The following is a 20,943-nucleotide window of genomic DNA, read 5'->3' as shown; positions in this document are numbered from 1 at the left end:
GGTCCAGGTGAGCCCCGCCCTGCCCGTTCGGGTCCCGTGCTGCTTGAACACGCGGCCCCGGTCCGGACCAGCTCAACGATCCCTTCATCCCGGAAAGCTGAACGACCAATGTCAACGCTGCCCCAAGTGACAACTGGACCTGAACGTCTCATGTTGGAGCACATGCTCGACCGCAACCGGCAAGCGCTCATCGACACCGCGCGAGGACTGTCCGAAGCCGAGGCACGGCGACGCCTGGTCACCGTCCGAGCGGAGCCTCAACGGCTGGCCAGGGTGCGGGCGAGGAGGGGGAGCAGGTGGTCCCAGTGGAGCCGCAGTGCGGCGGGATTGAAAGCGTCGGTGTCGGACATGGTGAAGCCGTGGACGGTGTCGGGGTAGATCTCAGAGGTGTAGTCGACACCCGCGGCGTCCAGGACCTGGTTGAGTTCGCTGAGGCCCTCGGGCGTCAGGTCGGATTCGGCGTGCCCGAAGTGGACCTGGGCGGTGAGGCGGCGCAGGCAGTCGGGCCCGGCGGCGCCCACGGGAGCGTGGAACCCGGCGACGGCGGCCACTTGGCCGGGGTGGGCCGCGGCGGTGCGCACCGCCAGGAGGCCGCCTATGCAGTAGCCGGTCACCGCGACGGGTCCGGTGCCGGCCTCGGGCCGGCCGGCGAGGAATCCGAGGAAAGCGTCGGCGTCGCGCAGGGTCCGTTCAACGGTATGTGCCTCGATGAGGGGCATCAGCCGACCCATGACCGCGGTCCGGGCCTCTTCTCCGATGTACTCGGGAAGTTCGACCACAGGTGCCGGGCCGTGCCGGTAGAAGAAGTTGGGGACGAGCACGTAGTACCCGTGGCCGGCCAGTTCGCGAGCCATCTCCCGCAGCACGGGCCGGATGCCGAAGCCGTCGGCATACATCAGCACCGCTGGGTGCCGCTCGCCGTCGTCGGGGAAGGCGGCGAAGGCATCGGCCTGGCCGTCCGCGGTGGGAATCTGCAGCATATGGGTGGGCATGAACTCTCCTGTCGTGGTTGATGTGTCCTGCGATCAACACGACGGAGGCGGAGCCCGCGCAGCAGCGCAAGGTCCGCGATCGAACGACGGGCCCCCACTGGCCCGTACCGGGCTCAGAAGAGCACCGGGTGGTCACCGATCCGTGTGTGGCGCGAAGCCGTCCCGGTAGTCACCCCCGTAACCTAGTCCACCGAACGAAGCCGACGCCAGCCGCAGCATGCGGTGCGGCGTACGCCGCTGAGGACGAGCGAGCAGCCTCCCCGAGCCCTGGGGAGCCGGGGCGGTCACAGCGGCTGCGGTCTGTCTGTGCGGTGCGAAGGGGGAGCGGCTCACGTCCGGGAGGCTCTGCCGCACCCCTGACCCTCGGCTCCTCGCATCCGCTCGTCGATCGGCTGGCTCCGGTCGTACGGATCGATCACCGGGCCGTCCCCGTTGCCGGCCGTCTGCTCGTGACCGAACTTCGGGTTGAGGTAGCCGTTGAAGATGTCGCACCCGCCGTTGGTGGTGTCCAGCTTGTACGACACGACGGAGAAGGTGCCCGCTTCGGTCTTCACTTTGGCGGGATCGTCCCAGCTCATCACCAGTTCCCGCCGCACGATCGTCCGCGCGACCGCGCTGCTTCCTTCTTCAGCCGCGACGACCGGGTACACGTACGTGACGTCCGCGGTGACCTCGAGTGCGCCGCGCTCGCCGGTCTCGTAGGTCACCCTGCCCCGTGTCTTCACCACGTCCCCGGCTGGCTTCACCTTCGCCGGGTCGAAGCGGCTGAACAGCAAGAGCGGGTTGTTCTTCCGGCTCGGGTTGCGGAATGCCGTCTTCAACAGCTGCTGTACATCCTGCTGGCGGGGATTGATCAGCGCGATTGCCTTGTCCGGGTGTTTTCCGCGCAGCACACCGGCGTCCAGGCTGGATGCGGACAAGAAGTCACGGGTGCGGTCCAGCGCTTGGTCGACCTGCGCTTTGTCCATCCACCCGGTTGCCCGCGCCTTGGGGAAGCGGATGCCGGCCAAACCGTCCTCCCACCTCTGCGCCGGCGATCCCTTGAACGGCTCCTCCAATGTGGGCTGCTCTGCGACGGTCGTGCTCGGTGCGGTGCCGACTCCCTGACGTTCGGAGTGCGTGTCGTCGGCACCAGGGAACCACCCGACCACCCCGGCCGGGTTCAGCGCCACTGCCCCGAGCCCGAGCGCGGCCAACAGCGCCGCCGCGTACCAGAGCTTTCTTCCACGGCGGCCGCTCCGCCGCTGCCTGTCCCGTGGTCCGCCGCCCAGTTCGTACGTTCGCCAGCCCGTCGGGCGGTCAGGCCCTTCGCGCAGCCTCCTGGCCACCATCCTCGCCCGTGCCGATGGCTCCTTGGGCGCACTCTTCCCCCCGGAGGCGGCCTCCTGAAGGAACCGCTCCCATTCCTCGTCCGGTATGGAGGTCCCGTCCTGTTCCCCGCCTCTGCCCACGCTGATCGTCCCGCCCTCTCGCCGCCTCAGTCGCCACCTGTCGGGTGTTCGTGCAGATGATCGTATATCCGCCGATCCGGCCGGAGGTTCGATCGGGGTGCTTGGACCTCAGCTCGATGTCATGGGGATCGCGGGTAGCGTCCGGCGGTCCACCTGTCAGTCGTGGTCCAGGCCGGACAGAGCCTTGGCGATCATGCGGGTGGCGAAGTCGCGGTCGTCGGTGAGCCGGTTGATGTGCTCCGCGAGAAGAAAGGCCGTGGCTTCCAGGGGGTTCATCTCCTCCTTGGTCCAGTCTCCGAACTGCTTGCGCCACAGGCTGGGGCTCAGCCCGGTGCCCGACGCGACGAGCAGCCCCGCCATGGTGGGGATGGCCTCGGGGCGGACACTCTTGGGCATCCTGCGCATCGTGGCCACGAGACTGGGCACCACGTACTCGATGACGTCCTTGTCGTGGTCCTCGTAGGCCAACCGCAGCCAGTTCATGAACATGTAGATGAGCGTGCACGTGCCGTCCAGCACGTCATCGACTCCTCTGGGGCCCACGGACGCGGTGAACTGGCGGTTCAGTTTCCGCTGTTCAGGGCCGACCTCGGTCCTGCCGTCGTAGACAGCTTTGAGCTGAGAATCGATGATCATGAGCGCCGCGCTCACATCTCCGGCGGGAGCGTGCTGGGGGTCGCAGGGCGATGACACCGATTTCCTCCTCATGTGACTGCGCCAGGCAGCGCGCATGCCCGTACGGTAGAGCGCCGATCAGGCGAGGGTCCGGCGATTCCCGATGGGGAGGAAAGTCCGGCGGTATCGGCTCACGATTTGGCAGCACAGGTACAACTAGGTGCTGCAATTGATCCGTAATGCGTCTGTTTCTGCTCGCGTATGCGTTGAGTTGCCTTGTGAGGGACCGTTCGCAGTGGCGGCGTGCGAAGGACTGCTCAGTACAGCGGGAAGGCCCAGCCCCCGGGGTACCAGGGTTCGCGTTCGCCGCGGAAAGCCGCCGAGGCGAGAAAGAGCGCACCGGGCCGCAGTTCCTCGACGAGGCCGGCGGCGGCGAGGGCGGTCAGCGTGGTGCCGCCGAGGAAGGCTGCGCCGAGTTCCGCCGCAGTCAGCCGTATGTCGGCTGGAGCGCTCGTGCGCTCGCAGAGGACGCTTCCCGCTTCTGCCTGTAGCCGGTGGCGTCCGCTGTTCCACGGGCAGAAGTCGTCCCGTACGTCGAGTACGACGTCCAGCGGAATGCTGTAACCCCGGCTGGCCAAGGCCCTGTCCACGTCGGCCAGTCGTAGCCACAGGCGGTCCACGGGCCTGGCCTGAACCGCTCGCGGATCGACCAGCAGATGCGGCAAAGGCTCGTCCACGGCACCCTCGTAGTCGATCCAGGTCACCAGGTCGATCCCGGCGAGGAAGCGCCACAGCACCGCATACGCCTGGCGCGAGTACGTCGCCAGCTCCACCACCTCCACCACCCCGGCCTTGCCGCCCAGCCCGTCCGGCGCGGAGTTGTGCCGATAGAGGGCGTAGCCGGTGGCACGCCCGTCGTGCTCTTGGTGCACAGCGCACCGGAGCGAGGTCGCGCTGCCGCGCCGGTGTGGATAGTCGGCGAGGCGCACCGTCCAGTGGGCCGTCTGCCGATCGGGCCAGCCGACCGTGGCAGTGCGGACCTGGTCGTACATCTCCGCAAGGAGGGGACGGGCCTCGACGGGGTGCCGCAACCGGACCGTCCCGTCGCCGAAGTCGGTGTCCGCGCGGAACCGCATGGCACGCCGGTCGCAGCGCATCCGGTTGCCGACCGTCGCGGGGCCGTAGCCGTACCGTCCGTAGATGCCGGCCTCGGAGGGGCGGAGAGCGGCGACCGGCTCGAGCTGCTGCTCGTACAGGCTGCTCAGCTGGGCCCGCATCATCGACGTGAGGATGCCGCGGCGGCGATGCGTCGGGGCAACCCCGACAGACGCTATCCCTGCCACGGGCAGGACGCCCCCGGGTACGGTCAGTATCCGGCCGTAGATGGAGGCTCCGGCGACCGGCTCTCCCTCGTCGAAGACGGCCAGAGTGCGGTCAAGGTCCGTCGCAGCGCGCTGATCGGCGAGTTCCTCCTCCGAACGGTCCGTGCCGTAGGTGTCGGCGATCATGCGTGCCCAGGGGGCGAACTCCTGCTCGGAAACACGGCGAAGCTGGAACTGAGAACCGGTCATCGGTCATATGTACAGCACGCTGCCCTGAGCTGGCGCCTGACCTCATCCGAACGGTCGGTTCAGCCTGATTTCCCGCCCTCTTGACCCGTTCTGCGGCCCCCTCGGCCTCCATCCGCAGCCAGTGATGACATAGCCAGGCTGGACCTTGATTTGCGGCACCTGTGCCTGGGCTGCTGGAGAGAGACGATCGCTACTTTTCAGCGAGGTATCCCCAGCTCACCTGCGCGTAGTCCGGCCTGAAATCGGGACTCGGCCTCGAGCCCGACCATCAGGTCGGCCACGCGCCGCCGGTAGGTGCGGAGCGAGATGCCCAGTCGTTTGGCCGCCGATGCGTCGGTGAGTCCGGATGCGAGTGCTTGGAAGATCATGCGTCCGTCGGCGTCGAGGTCCGGGACGTTGCTGTGCAGGTAGGTGTTGAGATCGGCGGCGGTGTCCCAGATCGCCTGGAAGAGAGAGTGGACACCGTCGACCAGGGCCTGTGACGTCGTGACGGTGTATTCGCGGCCGGTCGGGGTGTGCCGGCCGGCGAGGATCATCACGCGCCGGTCGATGAGAATGGTCTCGTGCGGCATCGGCGAGCTGCTGATCCGAACGGCAGCGCCCTTGCTCCGCACCTTCTGCAGGTGCGCGCGGGCCTCTTCATCGGCGAGGGCGACCGGGCTGAGCAGCTTGCGGGAGACGAAGCCCGAGGAGTCCGCGACGCGCATCCGGTTGCGGATCGCTGCCCTGGCCTGCGGTTGTGACCAGGTCCTGAGATCCCGGGCACCGCACAGAAACTCGTTCTGCGCAGACTCGAAGAGGTGTCCGGCGCGTGTGATCAGCTCTGCGTCCCCTCGGACGGAGAACACCTGTTCTTTCCGCATCCGTCCAGTCTGGCAGCAAGCTGCCACGTGTTCGCGGGGCGTGGTCAGGGGCGGACAGCATAAGCCTCATGACGATCAAGACTTTCTCCCTTGGCGGGGATCTGACCATCAATCGCCTCGGCTTCGGCGCGATGCGCCTGGCGATGGGGACCTTCGACGGCCCGGTGCGAGCGCCGGAGACCGGCATCAAGGTGCTCCGGCGAGCCGTGGAGCTGGGTGTGAACCATATCGATACAGCCGGTTTCTACGGCCGTGGGCCAGTGCGGGCCAATGAGCTGATCCGTAGGGCATTGACGCCGTACCGGGACGACCTGGTGATCGCGACGAAGGTCGGTCCGCTGCGTGGTCCGAAGGGTCTGCCGAGTGAACAAGCGACGCCGGAGGAGTTGCGTGGCCTGGTGGAAGCGGATCTGCGCTCTCTGGGGCTGGACCGGCTCGACCTGGTCTATCTGCGGGTCGGCGGGATGGGCGGACCGGGTGGGGAGTCGATCGCCGAACGGTTCACGGTGCTCGCCGAGCTCCGCGCTCAGGGGCTGATCCGGCATCTGGGCGTCAGCAACATCGACGCCGCCCAGTTCGCCGAGGCGAGGGCGATCGCACCCGTCGCGGCGGTGCAGAACCGGCACACCGGTGACATGCGGCTGCTGGCGGCATGTCAGGAAGCGGGTATCGCCTACGTGCCGTACTTCCCGCTCGGCGGCGGTGGCGAGCCGCTCAACGCCGATCGACTCGGCAAGGTCGCAGCACACCTCGGCGCGACCACCGCACAGGCCGCGATCGCCTCGCTGCTGGCGATGTCGCCGTCGGTGCTGGCGATTCCGGGCACCGGATCACTCGCTCACCTGGAGGAAAATCTCGCCGCCGCCGATCTCAGCCTCACCGAGCAGGACTTGGCCTACCTCCGGCGCTGACGGGCGTTTCCGAAGGCGGCCACCTGGGCCCGTACCCCGCAGCTGGTACTCGGCATGGACGCAGATCCTTTCTTCGCTGGGGAGGACACTGCGTTGTCGTCCCGGGATACTGGTCGCCATGGTTGAGGTCGAGGTCGTCGTCGCCCATCACGAGCGCGCGACGCTGCGGGTCGGTGACGTGTTTCTGAAGGTTGACGCTGATCAGAAGCGCACCGATGCCGAGGTCGAGGCGATGGCCATGGCACCGGTCCCGACCCCGAAGGTGCTGTGGCGCAAGCCTCCCGTGCTCGCGATCGCCGCGGTTCCGGGGGCCGCGCTCGGCCGCCTCGGCGAGCCGTCGACCGCGTCGTCGGCGGCGTGGTCCGCGGCGGGTGCCGCCGTCCGGAAGCTGCACGACGGTCCGTTGCCGTCCCGAACCGGCCGAGCCGGCCGGGGGGTCGAGGAGTTGGCAGCGGAGCTCGACGGCGAGTGCGAGCGGCTGGTGGCGAACGGTGTCCTGCCCGCCGACCTGGTCACCCGCAACCGCCAGGTCGCCGAGGCCGCGCTCCGGTCGTGGACTCCGGTGTTCACCCACGGCGACCTGCAGGTCGACCACGTGTTCGTCGACGGCGACGAGATCACGGGCGTCATCGACTGGTCCGAGGCGGGCCACGGTGATGCCCTGTACGACCTCGCCACCTTGACGCTCGGACACGAGGAGCACCTCGGCGACGTCCTCGCCGGCTACGGCACCGACGTCGACCTCGACGTGATCCGCGCGTGGGGCTCGCTGCGAAGCCTGCTGGGGGTCCGCTGGCTGATCGAGCACGGCTTCGACCCGTCCGCGCCGGGCTGTGAGGTCGACGTGCTGAGGTCCCGGATGTGACGTGCTGGGATCCCGGATGCGAGGAGCGCGCCGCGGATGTCGTTGCGGACTCCCAGCTGATGCGCAGGCGGCGGAACCAGCGCAGCAGGGCGAGCGCTCCTTCCACGACCCAGGGGTACACGCCCGGACCAGAGCCGTGCCCAGGGCGGCACACCTTGCCCAGCGGGCAGTGCCTCGTGAGAGGCTGGCAAGATGTTGGGCGGGCCGTCCGAGAACCCGGAGCTCTGGGCGTTCCTGGAATCGCTGCGCTGCGGCGAGCTCCTCTCCGGCACCGTCACGGCGCTCGAACGGTTCGGTGTCTTCGTGGCGTTGGACGACGGGCCCGAGCACCCGGTCTTCCCCGGCGTCGGCTTCATCACGGTCCCCGAGCTGTGCTGGCGGCGTATCGAAGCAGCCTCCGACGTCGTGCACGTGGGGCAGCGCGTCTCGTGCGAGTTTCTCCAGTTCGACACGTGGAACCTGGAGGCCAGGCTCTCGTTGCGCGCAACGCGACCGGACCCTTTCCAGGTATTCGCCGACGGCCTAGGACTTGTCCGGCCGATCATGTGACTGCTTCGCAGCCATGTCGTTGATGTGGGCATGGGGCGGGGTGATCTGACGGATGCCGAGTGGGAACGGCTGCGGCCCTTCCTGCCGGTCAGCAACAGGCGTTGTGGCAGGTGGCGGGATCACCGGCAGGTGATCGACGGGATCCTGCACCGGGTGCGGACCGGCGTGCAATGGCGTGACCTGCCCGAACGGTTCGGTCCATGGAAGACGATCTATGAACGCCACCGGCTGTGGTCGGCCGACGGAACATGGGAACGACTGCTCCAGCAGGTCCAGGCCGAGGCCGACGCGGCTGGAGAGATCGACTGGGACATCTCGGTGGACTCCACCATCGTGCGGGCGCATCAGCACGCCGCCGGCGCCCCCACCGAACCACCGCCGGCTTTTGCCTCAAAGGGGGACGCAGCGGCAGAACACCAGGGCGAAACGCCGTGGCAGAGCCTCGTCGCCCGCCTGGTGGAGGTGGTGCGGGAGGTGAGGGCCTGGGCCGCTCGCGGGGCGGGTTCACCACCAAACTCCATCTGAGCGCGGACGGCCGCTGCCGTCCTTTGTCCCTGATCGTCACACCGGGACAGCGGGCGGACTGCACGCAGTTCAAGCCCGTGCTGGAGAGGATTCGCGTCCCGCGGATCGGCTCGGGCAGACCACGCAAGAAGCCTGACAGCCTCGCGGCGGACAAGGCTTACAGCAACGGCCCCTGCCGCGACTACCTGTGGTGTCGGGGCATCCGGCACACGATCCCGGAGAAGACCGACAGCCAGGCCGCCCGCCTGCGCAAAGGGGCGCACGGCGGACGGCCACCTGGTTTCGACGAAGAGCGGTACAAGAAACGCAACACCGTCGAACGGGCGATCAACCGGCTCAAGCACGCCAGAGCAGTGGCCACCCGCTATGACAAGCGCGGCTACGTCTTCCTCGGTACCGCAACTGCCGCAGCCCTCCTCATCTGGCTCCGTACATGATCGACCGGACAAGTCCTAGTGGTGGGGCAGAAGCTGCTCGGGCAGGTCACCAAGCTCGTCCCCATCGGCGTTTTCGTCGAGGTCGCTGACGGAATCGAGGGACTGGTCCCCTTGCGGGAGCTCGCCCCTCGGCGTGGAGAGCCGTCGGACATCGTCCATGTCGGCGACGCGGTAACTGTCGTTGTCACCGAGGTGAGCCGAGAGAGACGCAGGCTGGCTCTCTCCCTGCGACAGGGTTTCTCCTGATGGTCCGCGCCTGCTCGGCACCGGGGAACGGTTCACTCGACCCCGTTGATCAGCCCTCCGCGTCGGCCGGGTGGCCGACCCCGAGCAGCGCCAGCGGCTGCCGGCCAGCCGGCACGACTGCGGGGGAGAGCCCGAGGAGCCGGTCGTCGTCGAACCCGGCGACGAGCACCGCACCCAGTCCGGCTTCGGCGGCCTGGAGGTAGACGTTCTGGCTGGCGTGCCCGGCCTCCAGCCATACGTACCTCCTTCCACGGCGGCTGTGCGGCGGCTGATCGGCGAAATGTCGTGTGGCAGCGTCCATGTCACCGCTCAGCAGGAGCAATGCCGCCGCATGCCGCAACCAGCAGTGATCGGCGAGGGTGGTGCCTGCGACCCGGTCGCGGTGATCACCGCGGGCGGCCGGGATGAGCGCATGCCGTTCGGCGTCGTACTGGTAGGCCCCGGCGGCCAGACCGTCCACGTTGCCCGAAATCACTGTGAGCGTCAGGGGGTACAGCGCGTGCGCCGAAGGACATGAGCGGTGCTCACCGGTTGTGCGCCCCTGCGCCGCCCACACCACACGGGTGATCTGGTCGATGCTCATGGGCCGGGGGCCGAAGCTGCGCGTGCTGCGTCGCCGTACCAGCAACGACCCCAGGCTCTCAGCCGGAGCCGCAGGTCGAACAGGCGCCAGAGGCACTTCCCGCTGTGTCATGAGGCCAGACAAGCACACAAGCATACCGGGGAGCTGTACCATCCGATGGATTCGGCTCGGACCCAGCCGCTTCACCGATGAGCGGCCAGCACTGCCGCGAGGCCCTCTTGCAGATCCTTGACGAAATACTCGGGAACCTCCAGCGACGGGAAGTGTCCCCCGGTTTCAGGCGTCCTCCACCGGACGATCTGGCGGAACCGCTCCTGCGCCCAGACGCGCGGGCACTTCTCGATGTCGCGGGGATACACACTGAGGGCTGACGGGGCGTCGACCCGCAGTTCGGCGTCGAGCGAGTTGTGGCTTTCGTAGTAGATGCGGGCCGCCGATGCGCCGGTCCGCGTCAGCCAATACAGGGTGACGTCGTCAAGAATGCGGTCTCTGGAGATCGTCTCGAACGGACTGTCCTCGGTATCTGTCCACTCGGCGAACTTGTCGAGGATCCAGGCGAGAAGCCCGACTGGTGAGTCGACGAGCGAGTAGCCGATGGTCTGCGGTCGGGTCGCCTGCTGCTTCGCGTATGCGGCGTGGTTGCGCCAGAAATCTCGGGTTTCCTCGGCCCATTTGCGCTCGGCAGCCGTCAGCCCGTCCGTGGTCAAGCCGGGCGGTGCCTGCGCGGTCGTGGTGTGGATACCGAGAACATGCGACGGGAACCTGCCGCCGAGGACCGTGGTGATCACACCTCCCCAGTCGCCGCCGTGGGCTACGAACTTGCTGTAGCCGAGCCTTCCCATCAGTTCCACCCATGCGGCCGCGATCTTTTCGATTCCCCACCCGGTGGTGGCCGGCTTGTCGCTGTAGCCGAAGCCCGGCAGCGACGGGACCACGACGTGGAACGCCGGCGCGTCCGCATCGTTCGGATCTGCCAGCTCATCGACCACATGGATGAACTCGGCAATGCTGCCTGGCCAGCCGTGCGTCAGGATCAGGGGAGTGGCGTCTGCACGCGCTGACCGGCGGTGCAGGAAGTGGATTCCCAGACCATCAATGGTCGTGCGGAACTGGCTGATCCGGTTGAGGCGTGCTTCGAACGACCGCCAGTCGTACTCGGTGCGCCAGTAGTTGACGACATCGGCCAGGTCCGCTAGAGGAACGCCCTGTTCCCATCGGCCAGGGCCGGGCGCGGTGCGATGAACCGTCTCGGCCTCCGGCAGCCGCGCCGCGGCCAGTCGAGCGCGCAGATCGAGGAGGTCAGCGTCCGTTGCGTGGGCTTCAAAGGCTTGCACGTCGTTGGGCATGGGACCTCCTGGTCGTCGTGGAACCGGTGTGAGCCTGTCGGTGAACCGGCTTGGACCTAGGCGCGAACCGGCTAAGACGGTTCTAGCACCTCTCGATGGCGGCGGGCAACCCGCTAAGGTGGTTCCATGCATGCTCGGTTCCCTGACTTCCGCCTCGGCAAGGTGCTGGCGACCAGCTTCACGGCGACTCTGACGGAGCGTTGCGGCGACGCCGTGGAACGCATCCCCACGCCGCAGCGACTCGTCGACTGGCTGGGAGTGAACGGCCTCGCGGTGGAGTCCTGCACCACCGTCCAGCTCGAACTCGCCAGGGAACTGCGGGAATCGATTCACGCCGCTTTGACGGCGGCCGCGATCCAGGACTCTCTCCCGGCGTCTGCTGTCCACGTCATCAATGACTGCAGTCTTCAGGGGCGGGCTGCGGCGGTCCTGACGCCCGAGAACACTCGGGAATGGCGACTTGACCCGGATTCCCGCGTAGAAGATGCTCTGAGTGTTGTCGCCGCCGACGCGATCAGCATCCTCGCAGGCGAGCGAGACGGAAAATTGGCCCTGTGCGCATCGCCGACCTGCCGGGCCGCCTTCTTCGACGCGAGCCAAAGCCGTACCCGCAAATGGTGTGACATGAACACATGTGGGAATCGTGAGAAGAAGGCACGCTTCAATGCCAACAAGCGCAAGAGTCCAGGAACGGCAAAGTAGTCGCTGGTAGGTCCCGAAGTGTACCGGCGACACGATCGCCGCCGGTGAGCGGCTCTTTCGTCATCAGGCGGCCGAATTCGATGCTGATGCCGGTGATGAACAAGATTTCATGGGGGAGGGGACCTGCTGCGGTGAAGCGGCGGGAGGACGTTCCGCGCCGCACGCGCGCCTAGCGTTTGTCGACGGCGAGCTCGCCGTTCAGGATCACCACACTGAGGTCGCGAAGATTTCCGATGTCCGCAGTGGGATCAGCGTTCAGTACGAGCAGGTCGGCGCGCCTGCCGGGGGCCACCGTGCCGAGGTCGGGGCGGACACACTGCCGCGCCGCGACGCTGGTGCCCGCGGCCAGCACCTCGGTGGGCGTCATCCCGGCCGCCACCATGAGTTCCGCCTCTTCCAGAGTGTTGGCTCCGAACAGGCCCCGGCCGCTGAAGGTGTCGCTGCCCAGCGCGATGTGCACGCCGGCCTCGGCGACCTTTTTGAGATTCCCACGGGCGTCCGGGTGGGCGTCGTCGATCCAGAGTGTGGGCGTGTACGTGGTGCCGTTTTCGAGCATCAGGTCGATGAGTGAGTGGTCGGTGAGGGGCTCGACGGTCACGCCGTGCTCCAGGCCGTCCGCCCCGGCCTCGATCGCCTCGCGTGCCGCGGCTTGCTGGGTGGTGTGAACGGTAACCCGAAGGCCCCGCTCGTGCCCGGTCTCGATACCGGCCCGAAGGAGATCGAGGGGCAGCCGTTCCAATTCCACACCATCCGGAAAGGCAGGGTTCTGCCAGAGGTACTTCGGCCCGCCAGAGTGTGCGCACGCGCCTTCCGACAGGAGTTTGATCGCGTCCACCTTGCGGTCGGCGAGGTGGTGCACCAGGTCACGGATCTGCTGCACACTGTCGACCTCCCCCGTGAAGCGCTCGCGCGCCCAGGGGTTGCCGCTGAAGACAGTGGCGGCGGGGTGCCCGTCGCGTCCGGTGATACCGCAACCGGTCGCCAACAGCCGCGGGCCCGGCAGTATGCCGGCGGTGATTTCGGCCCGCGTGTGCAGGATTCCGTCCGTTGGATCGCCCACCGACTTGATGGTGGTGATCCCGTGGTCGAGGAACTGCCCGAGCTTTCCGGGAAGCTCGTTCTTCTCGAAGGCCCGCATCGCATCAGGGTCGGAGACCGCGCGTACGTCGTAGAAGTGGATATGAGTGTCGATCAGGCCCGGCATCACCCATCCTTCGGCCGCATCCACCTCCTGTCTGCCTCTGAGCGGCTCGGCCGAGACGGAAGCGATCTCTCCACCGTTTATGGCGATGTCGTACAGACCGGCGAGGGCTTGGTGGCCGTCGAATACATGTGCGCGTCTGATCACGCGATCGTAGGGCGCAGGGCCGCGAGCATCGGTGCTCGCGGTTGCTTCGGATTCCTGGGTCACCGCTCTCACTCCTGGTGCGTTCCGTGCATTAACTGCAACTAGAGTAGTTACAGTTTGCTCATGCGTCATGACGCAGGACGCGCATGCGTCACCGTCTGATCAGTGGCCCCTGGGTTCGCCGTTCTCGGAGGCCAGGATCTGCTGCAGCAGGCCGGCGATCGTCGTCCTGCCGAGCTGTTCCTCCAGGGCTCGTTCCGCGCCGCGGAACTCGACGTCGAGCAGGGCGCCGATGTTGCGCCCGACCTCGCATGCCCCGCTGGGCGGATGGGTGTGCCGCGAGAAGACCTGCCCCTCCTCGACGGCGGCGTACGCGTCGTAGAGCGTGATGTCCCGCGGGGCCCGCGCGAGGGACCAGCCACCGCCCCGACCCTCGGTGGCCCACACCAGGTGAGCGTCCCGCAAACGGCCGAGGACGCGCCGCACGAGGACTGGATTGCTTTGAAGACTGTCCGCGATCTCCGCGGACGTCAACGAGCCCTCACGCCGGTGCGCCAGCATCGCAAGCGCGTGAATCGCAACCGCGCTCCTACTGCTGAGCCCCGCCATCTCCCGCTCCCGCCGTCGCCACCGAATTAACTGGAACCAAGCTAGTTGCAGTTAGTTCGATGGTCAACCGAGCTGTCCTGAGACTTCGGTTCGCGCGGCTCAGGCGCGGGTGACGGCGGCTCGGAACATGGAGAGCGGTCTCCCGGGGGGTTACCGGGCGCGCCGGACGCGGGCCTCGTCCCAGACCGGCTCCGAAGCCTCCCGTACGGCACCGTCCGCGCCGAAGACGAGGAACCGGTCGAAGCTGCGCGCGAACCAGCGGTCGTGTGTGACCGCCAGCACCGTCCCCTCGTACGCCTCCAGCCCTTCCTGGAGGGCCTCCGCGGATTCCAGGTCCAGGTTGTCCGTCGGCTCGTCCAGCAGTAGCGCCGTCGCCCCCGCCAGCTCCAGCAGCAGGATCTGGAAGCGTGCCTGCTGGCCGCCCGACAGCCGGCCGAAGACCGTCTCGGCCTGCCGCGTCAGCTCGTACCGCCGCAGCGCCGACATGGCCGCGCCCCGGTCCCGTGCATGCTCCTTCCACAGGATGTCCAGCAGCGTGCGCCCCTCCAGCTCGGGATGGGCATGGGTCTGCGCGAAGTGGCCGGGCACCACCCGCGCGCCCAGTTTCCAGCCGCCCGTGTGCGGTACGTCGTCCCCGGCCAGCAGCCGCAGGAAGTGCGACTTCCCGGAGCCGTTCGAGCCGAGGACCGCCACCCGCTCGCCGTAGAAGACCTCCAGGCTGAACGGCTTCATCAGCCCCGTCAGCTCGAGTTCTTCGCAGGTCACGGCCCGTACGCCGGTGCGGCCGCCGCGCAGTCGCATCCGGATGTCCTGCTCGCGCGGCGGCTCCAGCGGCGGACCAGCCTCCTCGAACTTCTGCAGCCGGGTGCGGGCCGCCTGGAGCCGGGAGGCCATGTCGGAGTTGAAGGCGGCCTTCTGCTTGTACATGGCCACCAGCCGCTTCAGCTTGGCGTGCTCCTCGTCCCAGCGCCGGCGCAGCTCCTCGAAGCGCGCGAACCGTTCCCTGCGTGCCTCGTGGTACGTCGCGAAACCACCGCCGTGCACCCACACATCGCTCCCGGCGGCACCCGGCTCCACGCTGACGATCTTCTCGGCGGAGTGGGCCAGCAGCTCACGGTCGTGCGAGATGAACAGCACCGTCTTGGGCGTCTCGCGCAGCCGCTCCTCCAGCCAGCGCTTGCCGGGGACGTCCAGGAAGTTGTCCGGCTCGTCCAGCAGCAGCACCTCGTCCCCGCCGCGCAGCAGCGCCTCCAGCACAAGCCGCTTCTGCTCCCCGCCGGAGAGCGTCCGCACTTGCCGCCACTGCGCCTTCTCGTACGGGGTGCCGAGCGCGGCGACAGTGCACATGTCCCACAGAGTCTCCGCCTCGTACCCGCGCACCTCGGCCCAGTCGGCGAGCGCCTGCGCGTACTGGAGCTGGGCTGCCTCGTCGTCCCGCTCCATCACCGCCAGCTCCGCCTCGTCCACGGCACGCGCGGCAGTGCGGATCTCCTTGCGGGACACCGACACCAGCAGGTCCCGCACCGTACGCTCGTCCCGCACCGAACCCACGAACTGCGGCATCACCCCGAGGCCGCCGCTGACCGTCACCGTCCCCGCGTCCGGCTTCAGTTCGCCCGCGATCAGCCGCAGCAGCGTCGTCTTTCCGGCGCCGTTCGCTCCCACGAGCGCGACCGAGGAGCCCTCCCCGACCCGCAGCGAGACATCGTCCAGCAGGGCCCTGCCGTCGGGCAGAAAGAACTCCAGATGCGCGGCCTCGACGTGTCCCATGCGGGGGATTCTCGGCCCCCTCGCCCTCCCAGGCCAAGCGAATATCCAACCCAGCGCCGCTGCGGAGGCGGAGGCGGACGGGCAGAAGCCGGCCGGCGAGGGCCGAAGCCGACCGAGCTGCCAACGTTCCACTGGCTGAGCACCGGATCAGCTGCTGTTCCCCGGTCAGGAGTAGCACTCGTGGGTGGCCTTGAGGGTTACCTCGTACTTTCCGCTGCCCTTCGCTTCGTGGCCGTCGGGTGTGTACTGGACCACCATGACGTTGAAGCTCCGCTCGTCCCTGAGGTCGGGACCCCAGGGGCCAAGAAAATTCTGCCCGATGAAGTCGTCGTGCCACCATTCCGTAAGAAGGCTGACAATGGCCAGGATGATGCCGCCGATACCCTTGGCCATATCACCCTTCTTGGACGGGTCCTTGACTCCCTTGATCAGCTTCTCGCTGATGTCCCGGGCCTTCTCTCCGATCTTCTTCACCAATGCGCTCTTTCCGTGATCCTCCTCCCACCCTTGGATGGAGATCCACACGTTGGTGATGGGAGCTTCGTCCACCTCATCGTCGTGCATCCAAGCCACAACGGGCTGGTTGTAGTCCTTGGTGACGCCCTTCTTGAAACCTTCGACGGTTTTGGTGGTCCGGTCGAAGGTGTAGTCGGGATCGCCGTCCGTGACCTGGAGGGTGAAATAGACCTCGTCCGTGCCCGGCTCGCCCCAGGTGTGTTCATGGCACTTCGCCCGCACGACGTGCACTGTCGCGCACATCGGGTCCCGCGTGGCGTCGGCAGCACCAGCCAGATCCCGGGCTGCCCGGCCTTGCCCGCGACCGGCCGCTGGGATGGGACGGGGCGGAACGATCCGACTCCACCCGAAACGCTGCACCACCTCTCCGGAGGGCATGTCCTGCGGGCTCATGCCCGGCTCATGGAATGCCACGTTGGGCATCTGGCTGATGACCGGCCAGTAGTCGGCCACTTCCTGGGAGACCTGTGCGTAGGTGCACGCATCCTCGGGCGTCAACTCGGCGATCCGGTCAGGGAACAGAGCCGCGCGGCCTTCCGCGCCCAGTTCTGTGTATGCCACCCCGTACCTGAACAGATCGTTTCGGGTTGGAGCGGCCAGGCGGGCGAGGTCGAGCAGGTCACTTTCCAGATCGGTGAGGGGCTTTCCGGCTTCGGCCTTTCGGCAGGCGTTGAGCATGATCGGCGTCAGGTGGTTGATTTCTCGGTTGGCGGCCAGCCTCTCGGGCAGCAAATGGTGTTTGCGTGCGGCCCGCTGTTCAGCCGTTTCGTTCTCCTGCGGTAGCAGGGCGGAGGCGGCCCGGGGAGCGCTCGCGGCTTCTGCCGCCATGGTCAGAGTGCGGTGGAGAGATGAGGCGGTGGTTGTCATGTTGACGCTCCGTTCGAAGGGATTTTCCCAGGGAATCGCTGTCCCCGGCTCGGCCGTGACGCACGGCTCACTCCCCTCCCTTGCCCGCTCCCTCTGTTCACTTCTTGCCACTGTCGAGTGGGTTCCACGGCGCATCGACGTGCCCGGAAGTTGGGCGACGCGCTCCGCTGACACCGTTGTGCGCCCGCACGCTTTGGCAGGAAAAAGGCATCCTGAGGGGAGGCCACAGTGACCACTGCCGTACCGGGAGCAGAAGCCGAGGGGCGCTTGCGGTCCGCCCGGGAACGAGGCCGTTGCCCAGGGTTCGGACTGGGCCTCCCGGGGGGCCGACATTGCGACGAGAGCCCGTGTCTCGGGCGGGCTCGGACGGGTGAACGGCCCGGCCCCGCCGCTGGACCGTAGGCGACGGGGCGCCCACGGCGGTGGAGCATCCGCCACCGTGGGAAGCCGCCGCGCCGGGGTCAGCCCGCCGTGTCCAGCACCCGCCGGGCCTCCGCGACCACAGCAGGGTCGGTGATGAAGTGGGTGTCCTGCTCGGCCGAGGCCCCGGAGGCGCCGAGCGGCACCCAGCTGCCGCCGCGCCGGGGGGCGGCCCGGGTCTTGGCGGAGAGATGGACGGCGGTAGCGCCCGCGGCGACCAGTTGCGGGATGGCGGAAGGGCGCACTCCGCCGCCGGCCATCATCTCCACGCCGGGAGCGGCGGCGGACATCGCGGCGAGCTGGTCCGTGCCTTCGGCCGCCGTGGCGGCGCCGCCGGAGGTGAGGACGCGGGTGAGGCCGAGGCCGGGGAGGAGCGCGGCCGCTGCGACCGGGTCGGCGGCTTGGTCGACGGCGCGGTGCAGGGTGACCTCCACCGGCCGGCCCGCGGCGTGAGCGGCCTCGGTGAGCGCGGCGACCGCGCGGACGTCCAGGCCGCCGTCGGCGGTGAGCGCGCCGATCACCACTCCGGCAGCGCCGGAGGTGACGGCGGACCGCACCTCGGCGGCCATCAGCGCGACCTCCTCGGCGTCGTACACGAAGTCGCCCGGCCGGCACCTGACGAGCACCTGCACCGGCGGCCCGGCCTCGACGGCGGCCTCGATCAGCGCTGCGGACGGGGTGAGGCCGCCCAACTCGAGGCCGGTGCACAACTCGACCCGGTCGGCGCCGTGTTCGCGGGCGGTGCGGGCGCCGGCCGGCGAGGTGACGGCGATCTCCAGGGCGGGGCGGGCGCTCACTCGTCGTCCCCGGTCAGCGGCTGGTCGGAGGCCGGGATGAGGCGGGCCGTCAGGTCGGGGTCGGCCATGCCGCGGTCGAAGGGGAACATCGGGCGGCGGATGCGGCGGTGGCCCAGGCGCACCAGGTCCTGGTCGACGCCGCCGGGGGTGAGCGCCATCTTCCAGCCGACCGCCATCCCGGCGAGTTCGGGCTCCAGGTAGCCGATCTTCACGATCACGATGTCGGCGCGGCGTGGATCGAGGCCGAGGCCGGTGAAGTCGTCCTCGTGGTGGTAGGGCTTGCGCAGCCGGGTGAGGATCGCGTGGACGCTGCCGACCCGGATGACGACCTCGGTCCGGGCGTCGCGGTCGCCGTGCCGGACCGCGTGCACCACACCGGTGAGGGTGACCGGTCCGGCGTGGCGGTCGTCGACCTCGGCTCCGGCGGTGACGGTGACGGTCGCGCCGACGCCCGCCGCGACGGCGGTCTCGACAGCCTCCGGCCCCGGCACGGAGGCGTAGATCACCGTCGGGCCGTCGTCCTTCTGGAACTCCGGGCGCTCCAGCAGCCTGGTCAGGCCCCAGGTGACGTCGCCGGCGCCGCCGGCGGTCGGGTTGTCACCGGTGTCGCTGACGAAGTAGGGGCGCTGGTCGGAGGCGAGAGCCTCGTCCAGGATGCCGTCGAAGGTGCCGGTGGGCGCGACGAAGTCGAAGTCGTGGCGCGCTTCCCAGAATCCGCGGGCGAGCCGTTCGGCGCCGGCCGTGACGGCGGCCTCGTCCTGGCCGGTGACGACGACGGCGGCACGGTTGCGCGGCTCGTCGGCCCAGGCGTAACCGACCCAGATCGCGGCGTCGACGACGCCCTCGGCGGCCTCGACCTCGTCGACGGCGGCGTACACGCTCCTGGCGGGTTCGACGCGCGTCGAGGTCTGCTCGCCCGCCAGCAGCACCGGCACCGGCACCCACGCCTTGACCGGGCGGGGCGCGCCGGAGGCCAGCAGGTCCACCAGGTTGCGGACGGCCCGCTCCTTGGTCTCCATGTGGTCCTCGTGGGGCGCCATCCGGTAGCAGGTGATCAGGTTGCTGCGGTGGGCGAGTTCCCGGGAGACGTTGCCGTGCAGGTCCATGGAGGTGGAGACGATCACGTCGGGGCCGACCGTGGCGCGGATACGTTCCAGCAGCACCGCTTCCGCGTCGTCGACGCCCTCGACGGTCATGGCGCCGTGGATGTCGTACCAGAGGCCGTCCAACTCGGGCAGGGCGGCGAGCCGGTCGATCAGCTCACCGGTCAGCTCCTCCCAGGCGGCGGCCGTGACGGTCCCGCCCGGCAGCGACTTGCCGACGAGGGCGCCGTGCCACTCGGCGGCCTCGCGCAGCTCCCGGCCCGGCGCGAGGAAGGGGTAGCGCCCGAGGACCTCGTCCCCGCGCGACGGGTGGAAGGCGGGGGCCTGGGTGCGGGCGGGGGAGAAGGTGGAGGACTCGATGCCGAGGCCGGCTATCGCGATCACCGGCCGGTCGACCGGCGTGCGGGGCTGTGACATGGCTGTTCTCCTACGGGGTGCGGGGGCCGGGCGCGGCGGGGGCAGGGGCGGGGAGACGGTCGGACGCCAGGTCGGTGCGGCCGACCTCGCGCAGCGCGTCGGCGAGGGCGCGTTGCAACGCGAACTGCCCGGCGCCCACCAGTCCCGCGTCGGCGCTGAGGCTGACGCGCTCGATGGTGAGGTGTTCGGTGACCAGCGGATGGCAGCTCTCGTAGAGCTGGCTGCGCACGGCGGCGACGAACGGCTCCAGGGTGGAGAGGATTCCGCCGAGGTAGACGGCGTTGGGGTTGAAGAAGTTGACGTTGGTGGCGAGCACCTGGCCGAGGTAGTCGCCGGCTTTGCGGACGGCGCGGGTGGCCTCCGGGTCGCCGTGGGTGGCGAGCCGGACCACGTCCTCCAGGCGGTCGACCCGGGCGCCGCGTTCCCGCAGGATGCGGACGAGAGCGGCGCCGGAGGCCACGGTCTCGAGGCAGCCGGTGTTGCCGCAGGAGCAGGGGGTGTCGGCCCCGCCGACGACGCGGATGTGGGTGATCTCGCCGGCGGCTCCGGTGGCGCCCCTGAAGAGGTGGCCGTCCACGATGACTCCGGCACCGATCGCGGAGCCGATCTTCACCATGATCGACTGCCGGTGTTCCGCGGGCCGTACGGTGTGCTCGCCGACCGCCATGCAGTTGGCGTCGTTGTCGGCGGCGGCCGGGACGCCGAAGCGCTCCTGGAGCCAGGCGGTGATCGGGAAGCGGTTCCAGCCGGGCATCCGGGACGGCATGACGACCGAACCCGACGCGACGTCGACCGGGCCGGGAAGCGAGAGCCCGACGCCGCGCAGCCGCCCTGGGCCGTGCTCTTCGGCCAGCGCCTGCAGTGTCTCGGCGAGCCTCGGCAGCGCCGCCTCGGGGCCGTCGGCGATGGCGAACGGGACCGTCGAGACGCTGGTGAGGCCGCCGCCGGGCAGCACCACGCCGACGCGGGCGTGTCGGCCACCGAGGTCGGCGGCGACGGCGAACCCGTCGGCACCGCCGAGCCGCAGCACCTTGCGGGGCCGCCCACCGGTGGACGCCTGGGTGCCCTCCTCCGCGATGAGCCCGCGCTCCACGAGCTGGCTCACGGCGAGGGAGACGGTGGAGGCGGCGGCGCCGAGCAGCCCGGCGAGTTCGGCACGCGAGGATGCCTGCCCCGACGCCACGAGCTCCAGGATCCGCGGGGCGAGGGCCGAGGCACCCTTCGCCGTCCGCCGGCCCCTCGTATTTATTTCATTCATGGACGAAGTAACTTCCGCGATGAGTGGGTGTGACGGAACAGTACGCCCGGCTGGCGCGTCGGGGAACGCTTCCAGGTGATCTTTTCGGTGGGATGAAACCGCCTAATACCCCACAAATACCAGCATCGAGGTGGGGACGTGAGGCGGGCGGTACTTTTTCCAGAACCGCAGATACTTACTTG

Annotated in this window: 20 protein-coding genes and 1 pseudogene; 6 read left to right on the top strand and 15 right to left on the bottom strand. The window is 68.8% G+C overall.

Going from position 1 to position 20,943, the window contains the following annotated elements:
• Positions 1-257: 257 nt before the first annotated feature.
• From HC362_RS01110 to HC362_RS01090, 5 genes are all read right to left on the bottom strand, one after another.
• Positions 258-992 carry a dienelactone hydrolase family protein gene (locus HC362_RS01110; RefSeq protein WP_243081847.1) on the bottom strand — a complete coding sequence of 245 codons (735 nt, stop codon included), beginning with the start codon at positions 990-992 and terminating at the stop codon, positions 258-260.
• A gap of 329 nt (positions 993-1,321) precedes the next feature.
• Entirely contained in the window at positions 1,322-2,443 is a 1,122-nt protein-coding gene (locus HC362_RS01105) for a hypothetical protein (RefSeq protein ID WP_243081846.1), read from the bottom strand.
• A 156-nt stretch (positions 2,444-2,599) separates the two neighbouring features.
• On the bottom strand, positions 2,600-3,136 hold the full coding sequence (locus HC362_RS01100) for a hypothetical protein (protein WP_243081844.1): 537 nt from the start codon (positions 3,134-3,136) through the stop codon (positions 2,600-2,602).
• 239 nt (positions 3,137-3,375) lie between these two features.
• Positions 3,376-4,629 (bottom strand): GNAT family N-acetyltransferase, encoded by a 1,254-nt coding sequence (locus HC362_RS01095; RefSeq protein WP_243081842.1) that lies wholly within the window; start codon positions 4,627-4,629, stop codon positions 3,376-3,378.
• 197 nt (positions 4,630-4,826) lie between these two features.
• Positions 4,827-5,492 carry a DNA-binding response regulator gene (locus HC362_RS01090; RefSeq protein ID WP_243081841.1) on the bottom strand — a complete coding sequence of 222 codons (666 nt, stop codon included), beginning with the start codon at positions 5,490-5,492 and terminating at the stop codon, positions 4,827-4,829.
• Between the two features lie 68 nt (positions 5,493-5,560).
• Here HC362_RS01090 and HC362_RS01085 point away from each other — a divergent pair, with 68 nt between their 5' ends.
• Positions 5,561-6,403, top strand: a complete 843-nt coding sequence (locus tag HC362_RS01085; protein WP_243081839.1) for an oxidoreductase — start codon at positions 5,561-5,563, stop codon at positions 6,401-6,403.
• Between the two features lie 118 nt (positions 6,404-6,521).
• On the top strand, positions 6,522-7,268 hold the full coding sequence (locus tag HC362_RS01080; protein ID WP_243081837.1) for an aminoglycoside phosphotransferase family protein: 747 nt from the start codon (positions 6,522-6,524) through the stop codon (positions 7,266-7,268).
• A gap of 20 nt (positions 7,269-7,288) precedes the next feature.
• Here the strand turns inward: HC362_RS01080 and HC362_RS01075 are convergent.
• Positions 7,289-7,407 (bottom strand): annotated as a pseudogene (locus HC362_RS01075) (IS5/IS1182 family transposase); the annotation flags it as partial.
• 53 nt (positions 7,408-7,460) lie between these two features.
• Between HC362_RS01075 and HC362_RS01070 the strand changes: the two are divergent.
• The 3 genes from HC362_RS01070 to HC362_RS01060 all read left to right on the top strand — a co-directional run bounded on the left by HC362_RS01070 (position 7,461) and on the right by HC362_RS01060 (position 9,025).
• The gene (locus HC362_RS01070) at positions 7,461-7,817 is read left to right on the top strand and encodes a S1 RNA-binding domain-containing protein (RefSeq protein ID WP_243081835.1); all 357 of its coding nucleotides are present in this window, start codon (positions 7,461-7,463) and stop codon (positions 7,815-7,817) included.
• A gap of 30 nt (positions 7,818-7,847) precedes the next feature.
• Positions 7,848-8,779, top strand: a protein-coding gene (locus HC362_RS01065) for an IS5 family transposase (RefSeq protein ID WP_243081833.1) whose coding sequence is annotated in 2 segments (ribosomal slippage) — positions 7,848-8,180 and positions 8,183-8,779 — 930 coding nt in all. Because the reading frame shifts where the segments join, the coding sequence is not laid out codon by codon here.
• A gap of 18 nt (positions 8,780-8,797) precedes the next feature.
• The gene (locus HC362_RS01060) at positions 8,798-9,025 is read left to right on the top strand and encodes a S1 RNA-binding domain-containing protein (protein ID WP_347568404.1); all 228 of its coding nucleotides are present in this window, start codon (positions 8,798-8,800) and stop codon (positions 9,023-9,025) included.
• 49 nt (positions 9,026-9,074) lie between these two features.
• On the opposite strand, the gene HC362_RS01055 is transcribed toward HC362_RS01060, so the two are convergent.
• A complete protein-coding gene (locus tag HC362_RS01055; protein ID WP_279240054.1) occupies positions 9,075-9,719 on the bottom strand; it encodes a SagB/ThcOx family dehydrogenase in 645 nt (214 codons plus the stop codon).
• A 71-nt stretch (positions 9,720-9,790) separates the two neighbouring features.
• Positions 9,791-10,954, bottom strand: a complete 1,164-nt coding sequence (locus tag HC362_RS01050) for an epoxide hydrolase family protein (protein ID WP_243081828.1) — start codon at positions 10,952-10,954, stop codon at positions 9,791-9,793.
• Between the two features lie 126 nt (positions 10,955-11,080).
• Between HC362_RS01050 and HC362_RS01045 the strand changes: the two genes are divergently transcribed.
• Positions 11,081-11,656 (top strand): CGNR zinc finger domain-containing protein, encoded by a 576-nt coding sequence (locus HC362_RS01045; protein WP_243081826.1) that lies wholly within the window; start codon positions 11,081-11,083, stop codon positions 11,654-11,656.
• A 169-nt stretch (positions 11,657-11,825) separates the two neighbouring features.
• Here the strand turns inward: HC362_RS01045 and HC362_RS01040 are convergent, their stop codons facing one another.
• From HC362_RS01040 to HC362_RS01010, 7 genes are all read right to left on the bottom strand, one after another.
• Positions 11,826-13,067 carry an amidohydrolase family protein gene (locus tag HC362_RS01040; RefSeq protein ID WP_243081824.1) on the bottom strand — a complete coding sequence of 414 codons (1,242 nt, stop codon included), beginning with the start codon at positions 13,065-13,067 and terminating at the stop codon, positions 11,826-11,828.
• A 99-nt stretch (positions 13,068-13,166) separates the two neighbouring features.
• Positions 13,167-13,613: an Rrf2 family transcriptional regulator gene (locus HC362_RS01035; protein ID WP_279240053.1), complete on the bottom strand. Its 447-nt coding sequence runs from the start codon at positions 13,611-13,613 to the stop codon at positions 13,167-13,169.
• A gap of 150 nt (positions 13,614-13,763) precedes the next feature.
• Positions 13,764-15,383 carry an ATP-binding cassette domain-containing protein gene (locus HC362_RS01030; protein ID WP_243081823.1) on the bottom strand — a complete coding sequence of 540 codons (1,620 nt, stop codon included), beginning with the start codon at positions 15,381-15,383 and terminating at the stop codon, positions 13,764-13,766.
• A 165-nt stretch (positions 15,384-15,548) separates the two neighbouring features.
• A complete protein-coding gene (locus HC362_RS01025) occupies positions 15,549-16,766 on the bottom strand; it encodes a hypothetical protein (RefSeq protein ID WP_243081821.1) in 1,218 nt (405 codons plus the stop codon).
• Between the two features lie 461 nt (positions 16,767-17,227).
• Positions 17,228-17,983: a copper homeostasis protein CutC gene (locus HC362_RS01020; protein ID WP_243081819.1), complete on the bottom strand. Its 756-nt coding sequence runs from the start codon at positions 17,981-17,983 to the stop codon at positions 17,228-17,230.
• Complete coding sequence (locus tag HC362_RS01015; protein WP_243081818.1) at positions 17,980-19,503, bottom strand: M81 family metallopeptidase; 1,524 nt, start codon at positions 19,501-19,503, stop codon at positions 17,980-17,982. Before HC362_RS01015 ends, HC362_RS01020 begins: the two co-directional genes overlap by 4 nt.
• 10 nt (positions 19,504-19,513) lie before the next feature.
• On the bottom strand, positions 19,514-20,761 hold the full coding sequence (locus tag HC362_RS01010; protein WP_243081816.1) for an ROK family protein: 1,248 nt from the start codon (positions 20,759-20,761) through the stop codon (positions 19,514-19,516).
• Between the last annotated feature and the right edge of the window lie 182 nt (positions 20,762-20,943).

This window comes from Streptomyces sp. 891-h (assembly GCF_022760275.1).
GTDB classification, from domain to species: domain Bacteria; phylum Actinomycetota; class Actinomycetes; order Streptomycetales; family Streptomycetaceae; genus Streptomyces; species Streptomyces spirodelae.
The sequence above is the reverse complement of the archived record's forward strand: the minus strand, read 5'-3'. Positions and strand labels throughout refer to the sequence as shown.

What these genes read in the sequence shown, in the direction of transcription:
- HC362_RS01110 (WP_243081847.1), bottom strand. Translation starts at nt 992, where the DNA reads ATGCCCACCCATATGCTGCAGATTCCCACCGCGGACGGCCAGGCCGAT.
- HC362_RS01095 (WP_243081842.1), bottom strand. Translation starts at nt 4,629, where the DNA reads ATGACCGGTTCTCAGTTCCAGCTTCGCCGTGTTTCCGAGCAGGAGTTC.
- HC362_RS01090 (WP_243081841.1), bottom strand. Translation starts at nt 5,492, where the DNA reads ATGCGGAAAGAACAGGTGTTCTCCGTCCGAGGGGACGCAGAGCTGATC.
- HC362_RS01085 (WP_243081839.1), top strand. Translation starts at nt 5,561, where the DNA reads ATGACGATCAAGACTTTCTCCCTTGGCGGGGATCTGACCATCAATCGC.
- HC362_RS01080 (WP_243081837.1), top strand. Translation starts at nt 6,522, where the DNA reads ATGGTTGAGGTCGAGGTCGTCGTCGCCCATCACGAGCGCGCGACGCTG.
- HC362_RS01070 (WP_243081835.1), top strand. Translation starts at nt 7,461, where the DNA reads ATGTTGGGCGGGCCGTCCGAGAACCCGGAGCTCTGGGCGTTCCTGGAA.
- HC362_RS01055 (WP_279240054.1), bottom strand. Translation starts at nt 9,719, where the DNA reads ATGACACAGCGGGAAGTGCCTCTGGCGCCTGTTCGACCTGCGGCTCCG.
- HC362_RS01050 (WP_243081828.1), bottom strand. Translation starts at nt 10,954, where the DNA reads ATGCCCAACGACGTGCAAGCCTTTGAAGCCCACGCAACGGACGCTGAC.
- HC362_RS01045 (WP_243081826.1), top strand. Translation starts at nt 11,081, where the DNA reads ATGCATGCTCGGTTCCCTGACTTCCGCCTCGGCAAGGTGCTGGCGACC.
- HC362_RS01035 (WP_279240053.1), bottom strand. Translation starts at nt 13,613, where the DNA reads ATGGCGGGGCTCAGCAGTAGGAGCGCGGTTGCGATTCACGCGCTTGCG.
- HC362_RS01030 (WP_243081823.1), bottom strand. Translation starts at nt 15,383, where the DNA reads ATGGGACACGTCGAGGCCGCGCATCTGGAGTTCTTTCTGCCCGACGGC.
- HC362_RS01025 (WP_243081821.1), bottom strand. Translation starts at nt 16,766, where the DNA reads ATGACAACCACCGCCTCATCTCTCCACCGCACTCTGACCATGGCGGCA.
- HC362_RS01015 (WP_243081818.1), bottom strand. Translation starts at nt 19,503, where the DNA reads ATGTCACAGCCCCGCACGCCGGTCGACCGGCCGGTGATCGCGATAGCC.
- HC362_RS01010 (WP_243081816.1), bottom strand. Translation starts at nt 20,761, where the DNA reads ATGAATGAAATAAATACGAGGGGCCGGCGGACGGCGAAGGGTGCCTCG.